The sequence below is a fragment of the Nonomuraea sp. JJY05 genome, from assembly GCF_043496855.1.
Classification (GTDB): domain Bacteria; phylum Actinomycetota; class Actinomycetes; order Streptosporangiales; family Streptosporangiaceae; genus Nonomuraea.
This window is the reverse complement of record NZ_JBIEIS010000006.1, coordinates 267,554-281,941: the sequence shown is the minus strand read 5'-3', so window position 1 is coordinate 281,941 and position 14,388 is coordinate 267,554. Positions and strand designations below refer to the sequence as shown.

Sequence of the window (14,388 nt, the reverse complement as noted above, 5' to 3'; positions counted from 1 at the left end):
CTCGTGGCGAGAAGGAGGCCCCAGCATGACCGTCGCCGTCCATGTCGGACCAGAGCCGGTGCCCGTGCTCATCGAGGCGGTGCACCGGGCGGGCGGCCGGGTCGTGCCCCTGGAGGAGGCCGAGGCGATCGTCTTCTACGGCGGCGGCCCCGAGGAGCTGCGGCCGATGCTCCACGAGGGCATCCGCTGGGTGCAACTGCCGAGCGCGGGCATCGAACGGTTCGCCGACGCCGGGATCATCTCCGAGCACCCGGTCTTCACCGCCGCCACCGGCTCCTACGGCCTGCCGGTGGCCGAGCACTCGCTGGCCATGATGCTGGCGGCCGCACGCCGGCTGTACCGGTCGGCCAGGGTCAGGACGTGGGAGCCGAAGACGTCCAGGGAGTTCGCGGGCTCGACGGTCGCGATCGTCGGCTACGGCGGCATCGGGCGGGTGCTCATGCGGATGCTGGAGCCGTTCGGCTGCCGGGTCCTGGCGGTCACCGACAGCGGCGAGGCGCCCGGCGCGGACCTCGTGCTGCCGCGCGCCCGCTACCGCGAGGTGCTGCCCGAGGCCGACTACGTGGTCGTCCTGGCGCCGGCCACGCCGGAGACGAGAGGGATGTTCGGCAAGCGGGAGTTCGAGCTCATGCGCGAGGACGCCTGGCTGGTCAACGTCGCCCGGGGCAGCCTCGTCGTGACCGACGAGCTGGTGGACGCGCTGCGCGGGGGCCGCATCGGCGGCGCGGCGCTCGACGTCACGGACCCGGAGCCGCTGCCCGACGGGCATCCGCTGTGGAGCCTGGACAACGTGCTCATCACGCCGCACTCCGCCAACCCGCCCTCCTCCTACTGGCGCGGCCTGACCGAACGCGTCACCTCCAACGTGCGGCGCTACGGCGAGGGCGCTCCGCTGGAGGGCGTGGTCTCCCCGTCCGAAGGTTTCTGAAGGCGCCTCAGCCGAGATTGAGGCGGGCCCCGCCGCTCAGCCCCGAGTCGTGCACCTCGAGCGCGGCCGGGGCGAGCTCCTTCGGAAACTCGAACACGAGCGCGCCGACGAACGACTGGCCCGCCTCGATGCGGATCGGCGTGATCTCCTTGCCGTCCTTGTCGAGCAGCTTGGTGCCGCCGTGTAACTCGTGGTCCTCGTCGACCAGCTTCTGCTGGCCCGGGTAGAGCACCCTGGCCTCCTGGCCGACGTTGCTGACGCGTACCCCGATCTGGCACGTGCGGGTTTGCGCCGCCTTCGCCGGCTTGGGGCACTTCGTGCTGGTGACGGCGAAGCGCAGCTTGCCGTCCTGCACGGGCCCGTCCTCGCCGGCCGCCGGGGAGCGCAGCACCCACATCAGTGCCACGATCAGCCCCACCACCAGCACGAACGCGATGATCAGGGCGGTCATGCAGCCCGCGAACACGCCTCGCTTGGGCTTGGCGGGCGGGTAGCCCGGCAGCGGCCCCTGGCCGGTGGCGGAGTGGTGGGGCATCGGCCCCTGCCCGGTCTGGTGGTGAGGGACCGGCCCGGTGAGATCCGGGTGCGGCCCCCGCGGCCCCTGAGGCCCCAGCCCGGTCTGCGGCACGGGGCCGGTGCGCTCGACGGGTGGCGGCATCTGCCCGGGTTTGGGACCGGTGCGCTCGGCAGGCGGCGGCATCTGACCCGGCTTGGGCCCCGTACGCTCGGCGGGCGGTGGCTGCATCATGCCGGGTGTGGGGCCGGTCCGCTCGGCGGGTGGCACGTGGCTCGCCGCCCCCCGCGTGGGGCCGGTGCGCTCGGCGGGCGGCGGAGGCTGCGGGCCACGGGGCTCGGCATGGCGGGCAGGACTCTCGGGGCGGCGGGGCGGGCGGCCCGCGCCCGGCACCTGGCCCGTCCGGTCGGGCGGCATCGGGCGCGGCGGCCGCGGCATCATCGGGAAGTCCGACGGGTTCCACGAGTTGGTCAGGTGCTTGGTGGCGGCGAGCTGCGCCGCGGGCTCGTCGGCCGCCCCCACCAGCTCCAGCAGCAGCTGCTTGGCCGCGGGCCGGCGGGCCGGGTCGGGGTGGATGGCCGCCGCCACCAGCCGGTCCAGGGGCGCGGGCAGCCCTCGCAGGTCGGGCGGCGCGCTGCGGGCCCGGGCCGCCATCACGTACGCGTCTCCCTCGCCGAACGGATGCCCGCCCAGCCCCGCGTAGGCGATCAGCGATCCCCAGGCGAACACGTCGCCCGCCGGGCTGGTGCGCCCCTCGAAGACCTGCTCGGGAGCGATCCATCCGGGCGTGCCCATCACCATGCCGGCGTTGGTGTGCCGGGAGCTGACGTGCGTCGAGCGCGCCAGCCCGAAGTCGATCACCCGGGGCCCGGCCAGCGTCAGCATCACGTTGGCCGGCTTGAGGTCACGGTGCACCAGCCCGGCCGCGTGGATCGCGGTCAGCGCGGCGGCCACGCCGACGGCCGCGGAGTGGAGCACGGACGGCGACAGCGCGCCGTGCTCGATCAGGTGGTCCTCGAGCGAGATGCCGTCGATGTACTCGGTGACGAGGTAGAGGACGCCCCGGTCCTCGCCGTGGTCGAGCACGCGCGCCGTGCAGAACGAGGCCACCTTGCGCGCGTTGGACACCTCTTCGTGGAAACGCGCCCGGTAGACGGGGTCGGCCGTGTAGTCGCGCCGGATCGCCTTGAGCGCCACCCGCTGCCCGTCGGCCGCCTTGGCGAGGTAGACCACGCCCATGCCACCGGAGCCGAGACGGCTGATCAGCTCGTAGGGGCCGATCGCCGGCGGATCTTCCGGCTCCAGCGGAGTGCCTGCGGAGCGCCCCAATGTCGCCGTCCTCTCGCCGTCGTCATCCCGTCTCAACCCGAACCGTTCCTCCGCCCGGCACGTCATTTTGTACCCAAGACTCTAACGGAGGAAGTGCCTGCCCGGTGGCGACTAGTTCTGAGCAGGCGAGGGGGCGCCGTGGATGCGCAAGGGGCGCATCGTCACCCGCAGGCGCGAGAGGTTGAGGCTGTGGGGGAGGGGGCGGTGCGGGGACAGCAGCCGCCCGACCGGCTTGGGGCGGGCGGCGCGGACGATGCCGGCCAGGAAGGCGGTCCCGACCGCGAGCGTGAGGTGCACGCCGTCGCAGCCCGGCCCCTTGAACGACTGCGCCCACCACTCGTTCGCCGCGGTGCCGTCCAGCCAGATCTCGGGGGCGAAGGTGTTCGCGTACGGCAGGCGCGGGCTGCGCTGGTGCGCGGCGATCGGCACGAGCACGGTGGTGCCGGCGGGCACGGTGGTGCCGTACCAGTCGGTCCTGGTGGCGGTGACCCGCGACAGCGCCGGCACCGGCGGCCACAGGCGCAGCCCCTCGCGCAGGCAGGCCCGCAGGTAGTCGGCGTCGCGGCGGGCCGACTTGCGCTGGGCCGGGTGGGCGGCCAGCAGCGCCAGCGTCTGCATCAGCCCCGCCGACAGCACGCCGAGGCCCATCAGCCAGAACGCCGCCTGCATGAGCCCGCGCGAGCGCCCCACCCCCGGCCTCTCCGCGATCAGGCCGGCCAGGCTGCCGGGTTCGGCGCGGCGCAGGTGGTCGAGGATGCGGGCGTCGTACCGGCCCGAGAGCAGGTCCTGGCGCCGCCTGTCGCGCCACCTGCCGGCCCGCGTGAGACCCGCCAGCAGGCGGGTGAGCTCCACGTCGTCGGCCGCGCCGTCGCCGTAGACGCAGCGCCTGGCCACCCGCTGCCACCGGGCGTTGAGCCGGTCGTGGTCCACCACGCCGGAGGTGAGCTCCCCGGCCTCCTCCCGGGCGATGTCGATGAACGTCGGGCGCAGCACGTCCGTCGGCAGGCCGAAGGGGCGCTGTTCGACGCCCTGCGCGTATTCGCCCTCCTCCGACAGCACGCGCAGGGCGTCCCGCTTGGAGATGATCAGCAGCGCGGGGCCGCGCAGGCCGCGCACCAGGACGGGGCGGCCGCCGTACCTGGCCTCGAGCTCGGCCAGCAGCGCGCGGGAGCGCAGCGGGTCGCGCCCGGGCATCAGATGCGGCGCGCCCGGCGGGACGATCACGGCGGCCAGGCGCAGGCTCTCCAGCACGGTGGCCCGGGGGAGTCCCCTAGGCACGCGCGGCCTTTCCTGTTCCGACCGGCGCCCGCGGATCCGTGGCCGTGCGGGCTCTGACCTTTCGGACCGCGGGCGCCTCCTGGGTGGCCGGAGCAGGAAGGAAGTCCATATGCCGATGTGATCTCCCGTGGCGCCGCGTCGCAATCGGGGGTTTCGGCCACCGGAACACTTCCGGGCGGAGGCCGCGGAGATGTTCCGATGGCCGGAACGCCTACGCGCCGAGGAGGGCTGCCGAGATGGCCTGGGCGGCGCCGCGTACGGAGATGCCGAGCTTGGCGAGCGGCGCCGCGCCCGCGGGGGCGGCCACGCCGAGTGCCATGCAGATCCGCCCGCCCGGGCCGAACACCGGCGCGGCCACGCACGACACGCCCTCGGTGAACTCCTCCTGCGAGTACGCCACGCCGTGGCGGCGGACCCGGGCCAGCTCGCGTTCGAGGCCGGCCAGCGTGGTGATCGTGCGGCGCGTCATCCGCTCGAACGAGCCGCGCGCCAGCAGCTCCTGGCGCAGCCTCGGGTCGAAGGCCAGCAGCGCCTTGCCGGTCGCCGTGCAGTGCAGCGGCGCGCGGTCCATGCCGTCGGAGCGGGAGTCGACGCGGTTGTGGCTGTAGAGGCGCTCGACGTAGCGGGCCTCGAGGCCGGAGGGGACGGCCAGGTTGACCGTCTGCCTGGTGGTCTCGTACAGGTAGAGCAGGTACGGCAGCACGACCTTGCGGGTGCCGGGCACGCGGGCCCGGGTGATGCCGGCCATCGTCTCCAGCAGCTCGCCCGGCAGGTAGCCGTTGCCCACCCGCCGGGCCAGCTCGCGCGAGCACAGCACCCCCAGGATGCGGTGGGCGGTCGACTTGGGCAGGCCCGTGCTGCGGCACAGCTGCGAGAGGCTGACCGGGTGGGAGACGGTGCTGAGCGCCAGCAGGATGTCGATGCCCCGCTCCAGGCTGCCCGGCTGGGCCGCGGGGCGGTCGTCCGCCATCCTCTGCACTTGGCGGATCAGTTCCGTCGGCATTGATGTCCTTTCGCTCTCCGGAGAGCGAAAGGGGCTTCCCGGGGGCTGCGGTTGTCCTTTCCTTGGCGTACCCGGCTGCCGCCCGTTAACGCAGGCTGATGATCTCGGCGTACACGGAAACCGCCACTTCACCGGGCGTTCTGGCACCTATGTCCAGACCCGCCGGAACCCGCACGCGCTCTCCTCCCTCCACGCGCGCCAGGACCGCCGTGCCGCGCTTGCGGCTGGCGATCAGCCCGATGTACGGGACGCCCTTGGCCAGCGCGTCACGCAGGACCGGCTCCTCGCCGACCCCGTGCGAGGCCACCAGCACGGCGTCGGCGTCGGCGGCGAGCCCCGGGCCGGTCTCGATCTGGTACCCGAGCGCCTGGCCGACCGCGGCGAAGGCCCGGGCGATGGGGCTGTCGCCGTACACGTGGATCAGCACGGGAGGCAGCACGGCCTCCAGGAAGATCTCCAGCGTGCCGCCGGACAGGCACGGCTGGCCCACGGCGACCAGGCCCTCCTCCTCGTGCGGCTCGCCCGCCTCCGGCGTGATCCGCAGCAGCGTGGTGCGTGCCGCGCGCCGGAGTTCGAGCAGCCGCAGGCCCTGGGCCCGGACGGTGTCGGTGGCGCAGACCCCGCCGACGAAGCCCTCGATCGTCCCGTCCGGCAGCACCAGCGCGCGGTCGCCCGCCTTCGCGCTGGTCGGCCGCTGCGCCCGCACGACCGTGGCCAGCACGTACGGCTCCCGCCCCGACCGCAGCCGCGCGACCCGGGCGTCCAGGTCGGCGGCCGGCCGCGGCCGGGGCGTCGGCATACCGAGAAATTCACTCACGGGATGGCCAGGTCAGTGCGGAACGGGTCGCCGTTGACGACGCGCCAGACGTTCGCCGGGGTGAGCGGCATGTCGGCGTGGCGCACACCGTACGGTTTGAGCGCGTCCACCACGGCGTTGACCACGGCCGGGGGAGAGCCGACGGTGGCCGACTCGCCCACGCCCTTGGCCCCGATCGGGTGCGTCGGCGAGGGCGTCACGGTCTCGCCCAGCTCCCACGACGGGCACTCCATCGAGGTCGGCAGCAGGTAGTCCATGAACGACGCCCCCAGGTGGTTGCCGTCCTCGTCGAACGCCATCACCTGCATGAGCGCCATTCCCACCCCGTCGGCCAGCCCGCCGTGGATCTGCCCCTCAACGATCATGGGGTTGATCCGCACGCCGCAGTCGTCCACCGCGACGAACCTGCGCACCTTCACCTGCCCCGTCCCCGGATCGACGTCGACGACGCAGATGTAGGCGCCGAACGGGTACGTGAGGTTGGGCGGGTTGTAGACGGTGACCGCGTCCAGGTGGCCTTCGACGCCTTCCGGCAGCTCCAGGTTGGAGTGCGCGGCCAGCGCGATCTCGGCCATCGACTTGCCGGTGGACGGGTCGCCCACCACCGACCACCTGCCGTCGGCCCACTCCAGGTCGTCCGGCGCGGCCTCCAGCATGGCCGCCGCCACGATCTTGGCGCGGTCGCGCACCTTCCTGGCCACGAGGGCGGTGGCCGCGCCGGAGACGGGGGTGGAGCGCGAGCCGTACGTGCCCAGCCCGAACGGCGTCTGGTCGGTGTCGCCGTGCACCACCTCCACGTCGTCGGCCGGGATGCCCAGCTCCTGCCCGACGATCTGGGCGAACGTGGTCTCGTGCCCCTGGCCCTGCGACTGGCACGAGACCCGCAGCACGGCCTTGCCCGTCGGGTGCACGCGCAGCTCGGCGCCGTCGGCCATGCCCAGGCCGAGGATGTCCATGTGCTTGCGCGGGCCCGCCCCGACGGCCTCGGTGAAGAAGCTGACGCCGATGCCCATCAGCTCGCCCCTGGCCCGCTTGTCGGCCTGCTCGGCGCGGAGCTTGTCGTAGCCGGCCATGTCCATGGCCAGGCGCAGCGCCCTGGGGTAGTCGCCGGAGTCGTACTCCCACCCGGTGGGGGAGTGGTAGGGGAACTGCTCGGGTCTGAGCAGGTTACGCAGCCGCAGCTCGGCCGGGTCGAGGTCCAGCTCGGCGGCCAGGACGTCGATCATGCGCTCGACCAGGTAGACGGCCTCGGTGACGCGGAAGGAGCAGGCGTAGGCGACGCCGCCGGGGGCCTTGTTCGTGTAGACGCCGGTGACCTCGCAGTGCGCGGCCTCGATGTCGTACGAGCCGGAAAAGACGTGGAAGAAGCCGGCCGGGAACTTGGTCGGCTGGGCCGTGCCGTTGAACGCGCCGTGGTCGGCCAGCACCTTGACCCTGATCGCCTGGATCCGGCCGTCGCGCGTCGCCGCCACTTCGCCGCGCATGTGGTAGTCGCGGGCGAAGGCGGTGCTCATGAGGTTCTCGGAGCGGTCCTCCATCCATTTGACCGGCTTGCCGGTGACGATCGAGCCAACGATCGCGCACACATAGCCAGGATAAATCCCGACTTTTCCGCCGAAACCGCCGCCGATGTCCGGCGAGATCACCCGGATCTTGTGCTCGGGCAGCCCGGCCACCATCGCGTACAGCGTCCTGTGGGCGTGCGGGGCCTGCGTGGGGCACCAGACGGTCAGCTTGCCGGTGACCTTGTCGAAGTCCGCGAGCGCGCCGCACGTCTCCAGCGGCGCCGGGTGCACGCGCGGGTAGAGCAGGTCCTGGGCGACCGTCACCTCCGCCTGCTCGAAGAGGGCGTCGGTGCGGTCGCGGTCGCCGGCCTCCCAGTCGAAGATGTGGTTTCCGGTACGCCCTTCGAGATCGTCCCGGATGACCGGGGCGTCCGGATCGAGGGCCTTCCTGGCGTCGATGACGGCGTCGAGGGGGTCGTACTCGACGTCGATCAGCTCCAGCGCGTCGCGGGCCGAGTAGGCGTCCTCGGCCACCACGAACGCGACCTCCTGACCCTGGAAACGCACCTTGTCCGTGGCCAGCACCGCCTGGGTGTCCTGCGAGAGCGTCGGCATCCAGGCGAGGCCGAGCCCGGCCAGGGTCTGCCCGGTGATGACGGCCTTGACCTTCGGATGGGCCTCGGCGGCGCTCGTGTCGATGGAGACGATCCTGGCGTGGGCGTGCGGGCTGCGCAGCACGGCGCCGTACAGCATGCCGGGCAGCCGTACGTCGTCGGTGTAGGTGCCGCGGCCCCTGATGAAGCGGGCGTCCTCCTTGCGGTGCATGCGTCCGTAACTCATTGCTTCGCCTCCGCGGCCCACCGGATGGATCGGACGATGTTCTCGTAGCCGGTGCAGCGGCACAGCTGCCCCGAGATCGCCTCGCGGATCTGGCCCTCGTCGGGGTCGGGCACGCGGTCGAGCAGCGCGCGGGCGGTGAGCAGCATGCCGGGCGTGCAGAACCCGCACTGCAGCCCGTGGCACTCCACGAACCCCTTCTGCACCGCGTCCAGCTCCCCGTCCCGTTCCAGTCCCTCCACGGTGGTGACCTCGTGGCCGTCGGCCATCACCGCCAGCACCGTGCACGACTTGACCGGCACGCCGTCGAGCTGCACCGTGCAGACACCGCAGTTGGAGGTGTCGCAGCCCCAGTGGGTGCCGGTCAGGCCCAGCTCGTCGCGCAGGAAGTGCACGAGGAGCAGCCTGGGCTCGACCTCTCTGGTGTACGGCTGTCCGTTCACCGAGACCGTGATGCGCATGTCAGATCCTCCCTGCGGCTCTGGCCAGCGCGCGCCGGGTCAGCTCGGCGGCCAGGTGGCGCTTGTAGTCGGCGGGGCCGCGCTGGTCGGCGTGGGGGTCGCAGTGCTCGGCGGCGATCCGGCCCGCCTCCGCGAACGCCTCCCCGCCGGGCTGCCTGCCTTCGAGGTAGCTCTCGGCCTCGGGTGCGCAGAAGTGCTCGGCGCCGACCGCGGTCAGCCCGATGCCCGCCCGCGCGATCAGGCCGTCCCGCACGGTGACGACCGCTCCGGCCGCGGCGACCGGCCAGTCGCCCACGCGCCGCTCGACCTTCTCGTACGCGCTGCCCGTGCCCGCCATGATCGGCACGCGGAGCTGCACCAGCAGCTCGCCCGGCGCGACGGCGGTCTCGTACGGGCCGTGGTGGAAGTCCCTGATCGGCACCGTACGCTGACCGCCCGCGCCCTGGATGACCGCCCGCGCCCGCAGCGCCGAGAACACGGCGGACAAATCCTCGGAAGGGTCGCCCTGGCACAACGACCCGCCAACGGTCCCCCGATTTCTCACTATCGGGTCGGCAATAACTCGCTCCGCATCCCGAAATATCGGGAAAAGGTCGGTGGCGGTGGTGCTGTCCAGCAGCTCTGCGTGGCGTACCAGCGCGCCAATGGCCAGCTCGTCACCCTCCACGGCGATCCGCCCCAGCTCGGCCAGCCCGTTGATGTCGATCAACGCCTCCGGCTGGGCCAGGCGCAGCTTCATCATGGGGATGAGGCTGTGCCCACCTGCGACGATCCTGGCCTCGGGGCCGTAGCGCGCCAGCAGTTCGAGCGCGTGCGGCACGCTGTCCGCTCTCTCGTATTCGAATCTCGCGGGAACCTGCATGACTGCACATTGCTGGCACCGATTTGTCCCGACAATCCGCAAATAAGGGATTCCTTAATGAGCGCCGGAGAACTATGAAGGGGGCATGACACTCAGCCAGCTCGGGGCGTTCGTTTTCGTCGCGCGTCTGGGATCTGTCAAGGCGGCGGCACGGGCGCTGGGCGTGAGCGAGCCCGCGGTCTCCCAGTCGCTGGCCCAGCTCCGCAGGCACCTCGGCGACCCGCTGCTGACCCGTACCGGCGACCGGATGGTGCTGACCGAGGGCGGGCGGCGGCTGCTCGGGATCGCCGCCCAGATCGTCGCGCTCGGAGCGGAGGCGGTCGCCGCCGTCCAGCCGGGCCGCGTCGCCGGGCTGCACGTGGTCATGGACGCCGGGCTCGCCGAGTACGTGGCCGGGCCGCTCGTCTGCCTCTTCACGCAGCGCAAGTCGGTGGAGGCCACCACCGGCGTGGCGGCCACGACCGAGATCCCGCTCCTGCTGTCCAGCCGCCTGGCCGACGTCGCCCTCGGGGCCCAGGTGACGGGCGAGGGCCTGGTGAGCCGCCCGGTCCTGCGCTGCCGCCTCATCGTGGTCGGCTCGCCCCGCGGCCGCCGTGACCAATGGCTGGTCGGCCCCTCCGGGACGGACCCGCTGAGCGACACGAGCCGGCTGCTGCGGCTGCTGCGGGTCCCGGAGTCCCAGGTACGGGTCTTCGCGAACCAGACGGCCGCCTGGAAGGCCGCCGCCGAGGGCTCGGGCGTGGCGCCCGCCACGGCCCACCTGGTGGCCTCCCAGTTACGCAGGGGTGAGCTGGTGGCCATCGAGACCGCCGCCACCCCGCTGGCCGCGTACTGGTACGCCACGACCCTGGAGCCGCCGAACCGTTCGGTGGCCGCGGGCACCTTCCTGGACTTCCTCACCGCCCCGGCCGCCACCCAGATCATGCGCACCCCGGCCGACGGCATCCCCCGCAGCCGCTTCCGCCCCCCGATCCACGTGTCGATCTGGAGCTGAGCCCTACCGCACTCGTTAGAGCCGCTCGCCCGGCAGGTGACCGTCGCGCACGTCCTGCCCGGCCCGGACCCGCACCTCCAGCCGCCGATTTCCCGCCGGCGGCGCGAGATCGGGACCTGGAACGGCGTTCATCAGCTGGAGAGCGCCGCGGCCTCCGAGGCGAGCTTCTCGACGCGGCCCCAGTCGCCGGAGGCCAGCGCGTCGGCCGGGGTCAGCCAGGTGCCGCCGACACAGCCGACGTTCGGCAGCGCGAGATAGTCGGGCGCCGTGTTCACCCGGATCCCGCCCGTCGGGCAGAACCGCACGTCCGGCAGCGGCCCGGCCAGCGCCTTGAGGTAGGGGATGCCGCCCGCGGCCTCGGCGGGGAAGAACTTCAGCTCCTTGACCCCCCGCTCGACCAGCGCCATCACCTCGGACACGGTCGCCGCCCCCGGCAGGTAGGGGACGCCGCTCGAATCCATCGCCTCGACCAGCGACAGGGTCGTGCCGGGCGACACCAGGAACCTCGCCCCGGCGGCCACCGACGCCGAGATGTCCTCCGAGCTGCGGATGGTCCCCGCACCCACGGTCGCCTCGGGCACCTCGGCCGCGATCCTGGCGATGGCCTCGCGCGCGGCCGGGGTCCGCAGGGTCACCTCGATGACCGGCAGGCCGCCGGCGACCAGCGCCCTGGCCATCGGCACGGCGCTCTCCACGTCGTCGATCACCACGACGGGGATCACCGGGGCGAGATCGAGCAGGCTCATGAGTTTTCTTCTCCTCGTCGGCCCGTTGACGGCCGTCTAGTCACGTACAGGTCCGCCCAGACAAGTCCGCACGGTCACCCCACCAGTTCCCGGCGGGCGCGCTGCGCCAGCCAGGCCGCCGCGCCCGTCAGGGCGGGCTGCGGGGCGACGATCAGCGCGGTGCCGATGGCCTCCAGGTAGTGGGCCATGTCCGGATTTGCGGCGAAGCGCGTCCGGAAGCTGCTGGTGCGCACGCGTTCCACGATACGGGGGAGCACTCCGCCGCCCACATACACCCCGCCCCTCGCCCCGAGGGTCAGGGCCACGTTCCCGGCGAAGCTGCCCAGCATCCCGCAGAACACCTCCACCGTCTCCGCGCACAGCGAGTCGTCCAGCCGCGCCACGATGTCCGAGGCGGTCAGGTCGGGGGCGGCGACGCCGTTCACCTGGGCGAGCGCCCGGTGCAGCCGGACCAGCCCAGGCCCGGACAGCACGTGCTCGGCCACCACGTGCGGCAACCCCTGCGACTGCAGGACCTGGACGATCTCCAGCTCGCGCCGGTCCACCACGGGCACCGTGACGTGCCCGCCCTCGCCCGGGATCGGCGTCCAGCCGTGCTCGGCCGGCACCAGCCCGCCCACGCCGAGGCCGGTCCCCGGCCCCAGCACGGCCTTGACCCCGTGACCCGGCTCGGGGCCGCCCAGCGAGACCAGGTCGTCGCCCTCCAGGTGCGGCAGCGACACCGCCAGCGCCTCGAAGTCGTTGAGCAGCACCGCGTACGGCACGTCGAGATCCCGTACGGACCCGGCCCACGCGGAGTTCGTGAGCCGGTAGCGGTCGCCGTCGATCGGCCCGGCCACGGCCAGGCACGCCGCCCCCGGTCGCACTCCGCCCGCGTGTTGCGCGAGATAGGCGGCTACGGCTTCGGGGAGGGTCTCGTAGTCGGCCCCGGCCAGGACCGCGACGTTTGCCGGCCGCGCTCCCAACGAGGTGACCAGGCCGAACCGGGCGTTGGTCCCGCCGATGTCGGCGACCAGCCACGGAAGGTCAAAGGCACTCACCGCATACCTCCGGCATCCAGGGCGGCGTCAAGATCGCTCGCCATATACCGAAGGATCCCACGAACGCTCACGCCGCCCCAGACGGGGCGGTGAGCCATCGGTCTCCGAGACGTCACCTCGCCAGCCCGGCGTGCTGGGCGCCGACCGGGGCGCCCGTCTCCAGGTGGGAGGCGCCGGCCTCGGCGAGGAAGCCCAGGCCGGGGCCGTGGTCGGGCGACTCGGCGCCGCTGACGCCGAAGATCCCGGCGCCCTGCTCGGCGTGCCCCGCCATCCGGCGGAAGGCCGCGAACAGCTCACGCCCGGTCCCCACCCACTGCGCGTCGCTCAGCGGGCGGCCCTCCGGCACGCGCCGGGCCAGCTCCTCGGCGGGCACCTGCAGCTCCAGCGTCCCCGCCGCCGAGTCCAGCCTGATGAGGTCGCCGTCGCGCACCAGGGCGATCGGCCCGCCGTCGGCGGCCTCGGGCGACAGGTGGATGGCCGCGGGCACCTTGCCGGACGCGCCCGACATGCGGCCGTCCGTGACGATCGCCACCCGCTGCCCCCTGTCGAGCAGCACGGCCAGCGGCGGGGTGAGCTTGTGCAGCTCGGGCATGCCGTTCGCGCTCGGCCCCTGGTAGCGGATGACCGCCACGAAGTCCTGCCCGTCCAGCTCGCCCGCCTCGAACGCCCGCAGCAGCTCCAGCTGGTCGTCGAACACCTTGGCCGGCGCCTCGATCACCAGGTGCTCCGGCTTGACCGCCGAGACCTTGGAGACGGCTCGGCCCAGGTTGCCCGACAGCATGTGGATGCCGCCGTCCGGCGAGAACGGCGCCGCGACCGGGCGCAGCACGTCCAGGTCGGAGCTGCCGCCGGTGACCGGCGCCCACACCGGCTCGCCGTCCACCAGCTCGGGAGCCTCTCGGTAGCGGTCGAGGCCGCGCCCGGCCACGGTCAGGACGTCCCCGTGCAGCAGGCCCTCGTCCAGCAGGTCGCCGATGAGGACCTGCATGCCGCCGGCGTCGCGGAAGTGGTTCACGTCCGCCTGGCCGTTCGGGTAGATCTTGGTGAGGGACGGCACGACCCCCGACAGGCGGGCGAAGTCGTCCCAGGTCAGCACGATGCCCGCGGCGGCGGCCATGGCGACCAGGTGGATGGTGTGGTTCGTGGACCCGCCCGTGGCCAGCAGGGCGACGCAGGCGTTCACGATGGCCTTCTCGTCGACCAGCTCGCCGATCGGCGTGTACTCCGAGCCGTGCGCGGTGATCTCCACCGCGCGGCGCCCGGCCGCCTCGGTGAGGGCGTGGCGCAGCTCGGTGTGCGGGTTGACGAAGGTCGAGCCGGGCAGGTGCAGGCCCATGACCTCCATCAGCGCCTGGTTGGAGTTGGCGGTGCCGTAGAAGGTGCAGGTGCCGGGGGAGTGGTACGACTTCGACTCGGCGTCGAGCAGCTCCTGGCGGCCCACCTTGCCCTCGGCGAAGAGCTGGCGGGTGCGCGCCTTGACCTTGTTCGGCAGGCCCGAGGCCATCGGCCCGGCCGGGACGAAGATCGCCGGCAGGTGCCCGAAGTGCAGCGCCCCGATGAACAGGCCGGGCACGATCTTGTCGCACACGCCCAGCAGCAGCGTCGCGTCGAACATGTCGTGCGACAGCGCGATCGCCGTGGCCATCGCGATCACGTCGCGGCTGTAGAGGGACAGCTCCATGCCGGGCCGCCCCTGCGTGATGCCGTCGCACATCGCGGGCACGCCGCCCGCCACCTGCGCCACGCCGCCGGCCTTGCGCACCGCGGCCTTCAGCTCCGGCGGGTACGTCTCGTACGGCTGGTGCGCCGAGAGCATGTCGTTGTAGCTGGTCACGATCGCCACGCCCGGCTTCGCCGCGCCGCGCAGCGCGAGTTTGTCGTCGGCCGGCGCGGCCGCGAAGCCGTGCGCCAGGTTCGCGCAGCCGAGGTGGGCGCGGGCCGGGCCCTTCGCCCGGGCGGCCTCGCCGTCGCGCCGGATGCGCGCCAGGTACGCGGCCCGGCTGGTGGCGCTCCGCTCGGCGATGCGGTCGGTGACGTCCTGGATGACGGGGTTCACGGTGCCTCCTTCGTCGGG

The 14,388-nt window shown here is 73.1% G+C and carries 12 protein-coding genes; 2 read left to right on the top strand and 10 right to left on the bottom strand.

Annotation, left to right across the window (positions count from 1 at the left end; all coding sequences use genetic code 11):
* The first annotated feature begins 25 nt into the window (after positions 1–25).
* Entirely contained in the window at positions 26–928 is a 903-nt protein-coding gene (locus tag ACFKCF_RS10905) for a D-isomer specific 2-hydroxyacid dehydrogenase family protein (RefSeq protein ID WP_394492860.1), read from the top strand.
* 7 nt (positions 929–935) lie between these two features.
* On the opposite strand, the gene ACFKCF_RS10900 is transcribed toward ACFKCF_RS10905, so the two are convergent.
* The 7 genes from ACFKCF_RS10900 to ACFKCF_RS10870 form a co-directional block, all read right to left on the bottom strand.
* The gene (locus ACFKCF_RS10900; RefSeq protein ID WP_394492859.1) at positions 936–2,771 is read right to left on the bottom strand and encodes a protein kinase; all 1,836 of its coding nucleotides are present in this window, start codon (positions 2,769–2,771) and stop codon (positions 936–938) included.
* Between the two features lie 111 nt (positions 2,772–2,882).
* Entirely contained in the window at positions 2,883–4,049 is a 1,167-nt protein-coding gene (locus ACFKCF_RS10895; protein ID WP_394492858.1) for a cytochrome P450, read from the bottom strand.
* Positions 4,050–4,260: 211 nt separating this feature from the next.
* The gene (locus ACFKCF_RS10890) at positions 4,261–5,052 is read right to left on the bottom strand and encodes an IclR family transcriptional regulator (protein ID WP_394492857.1); all 792 of its coding nucleotides are present in this window, start codon (positions 5,050–5,052) and stop codon (positions 4,261–4,263) included.
* A gap of 85 nt (positions 5,053–5,137) precedes the next feature.
* On the bottom strand, positions 5,138–5,851 hold the full coding sequence (locus tag ACFKCF_RS10885; RefSeq protein WP_394492856.1) for an XdhC family protein: 714 nt from the start codon (positions 5,849–5,851) through the stop codon (positions 5,138–5,140).
* A 14-nt stretch (positions 5,852–5,865) separates the two neighbouring features.
* Complete coding sequence (locus tag ACFKCF_RS10880) at positions 5,866–8,214, bottom strand: aerobic carbon-monoxide dehydrogenase large subunit (protein WP_394492855.1); 2,349 nt, start codon at positions 8,212–8,214, stop codon at positions 5,866–5,868.
* On the bottom strand, positions 8,211–8,672 hold the full coding sequence (locus ACFKCF_RS10875) for a (2Fe-2S)-binding protein (protein ID WP_394492854.1): 462 nt from the start codon (positions 8,670–8,672) through the stop codon (positions 8,211–8,213). The genes ACFKCF_RS10880 and ACFKCF_RS10875 overlap by 4 nt, the downstream gene beginning before the upstream one ends.
* Position 8,673: 1 nt before the next feature.
* Positions 8,674–9,534 (bottom strand): FAD binding domain-containing protein, encoded by an 861-nt coding sequence (locus ACFKCF_RS10870; RefSeq protein ID WP_394492853.1) that lies wholly within the window; start codon positions 9,532–9,534, stop codon positions 8,674–8,676.
* 85 nt (positions 9,535–9,619) lie between these two features.
* Between ACFKCF_RS10870 and ACFKCF_RS10865 the strand changes: the two genes are divergently transcribed.
* Positions 9,620–10,528, top strand: coding sequence for a LysR family transcriptional regulator (locus ACFKCF_RS10865; protein WP_394492852.1), 909 nt, complete (start codon positions 9,620–9,622; stop codon positions 10,526–10,528).
* Between the two features lie 131 nt (positions 10,529–10,659).
* Here ACFKCF_RS10865 and eda read toward each other — a convergent pair whose 3' ends face one another.
* The 3 genes from eda to edd form a co-directional block, all read right to left on the bottom strand.
* Positions 10,660–11,274: a bifunctional 4-hydroxy-2-oxoglutarate aldolase/2-dehydro-3-deoxy-phosphogluconate aldolase gene (gene eda, locus ACFKCF_RS10860; RefSeq protein ID WP_394492851.1), complete on the bottom strand. Its 615-nt coding sequence runs from the start codon at positions 11,272–11,274 to the stop codon at positions 10,660–10,662.
* 74 nt (positions 11,275–11,348) lie between these two features.
* Complete coding sequence (glk, locus tag ACFKCF_RS10855) at positions 11,349–12,314, bottom strand: glucokinase (protein ID WP_394492850.1); 966 nt, start codon at positions 12,312–12,314, stop codon at positions 11,349–11,351.
* 112 nt (positions 12,315–12,426) lie between these two features.
* Positions 12,427–14,370 (bottom strand): phosphogluconate dehydratase, encoded by a 1,944-nt coding sequence (gene edd / locus ACFKCF_RS10850; protein ID WP_394492849.1) that lies wholly within the window; start codon positions 14,368–14,370, stop codon positions 12,427–12,429.
* Between the last annotated feature and the right edge of the window lie 18 nt (positions 14,371–14,388).

Bases quoted from the DNA above. Each gene is read 5' to 3' on its own strand.
- ACFKCF_RS10875 (WP_394492854.1), bottom strand. From the start codon at position 8,672: ATGCGCATCACGGTCTCGGTGAACGGACAGCCGTACACCAGAGAGGTC.
- ACFKCF_RS10880 (WP_394492855.1), bottom strand. From the start codon at position 8,214: ATGAGTTACGGACGCATGCACCGCAAGGAGGACGCCCGCTTCATCAGG.
- ACFKCF_RS10870 (WP_394492853.1), bottom strand. From the start codon at position 9,534: ATGCAGGTTCCCGCGAGATTCGAATACGAGAGAGCGGACAGCGTGCCG.
- ACFKCF_RS10890 (WP_394492857.1), bottom strand. From the start codon at position 5,052: ATGCCGACGGAACTGATCCGCCAAGTGCAGAGGATGGCGGACGACCGC.
- eda (WP_394492851.1), bottom strand. From the start codon at position 11,274: ATGAGCCTGCTCGATCTCGCCCCGGTGATCCCCGTCGTGGTGATCGAC.
- ACFKCF_RS10865 (WP_394492852.1), top strand. From the start codon at position 9,620: ATGACACTCAGCCAGCTCGGGGCGTTCGTTTTCGTCGCGCGTCTGGGA.
- ACFKCF_RS10905 (WP_394492860.1), top strand. From the start codon at position 26: ATGACCGTCGCCGTCCATGTCGGACCAGAGCCGGTGCCCGTGCTCATC.
- ACFKCF_RS10885 (WP_394492856.1), bottom strand. From the start codon at position 5,851: ATGCCGACGCCCCGGCCGCGGCCGGCCGCCGACCTGGACGCCCGGGTC.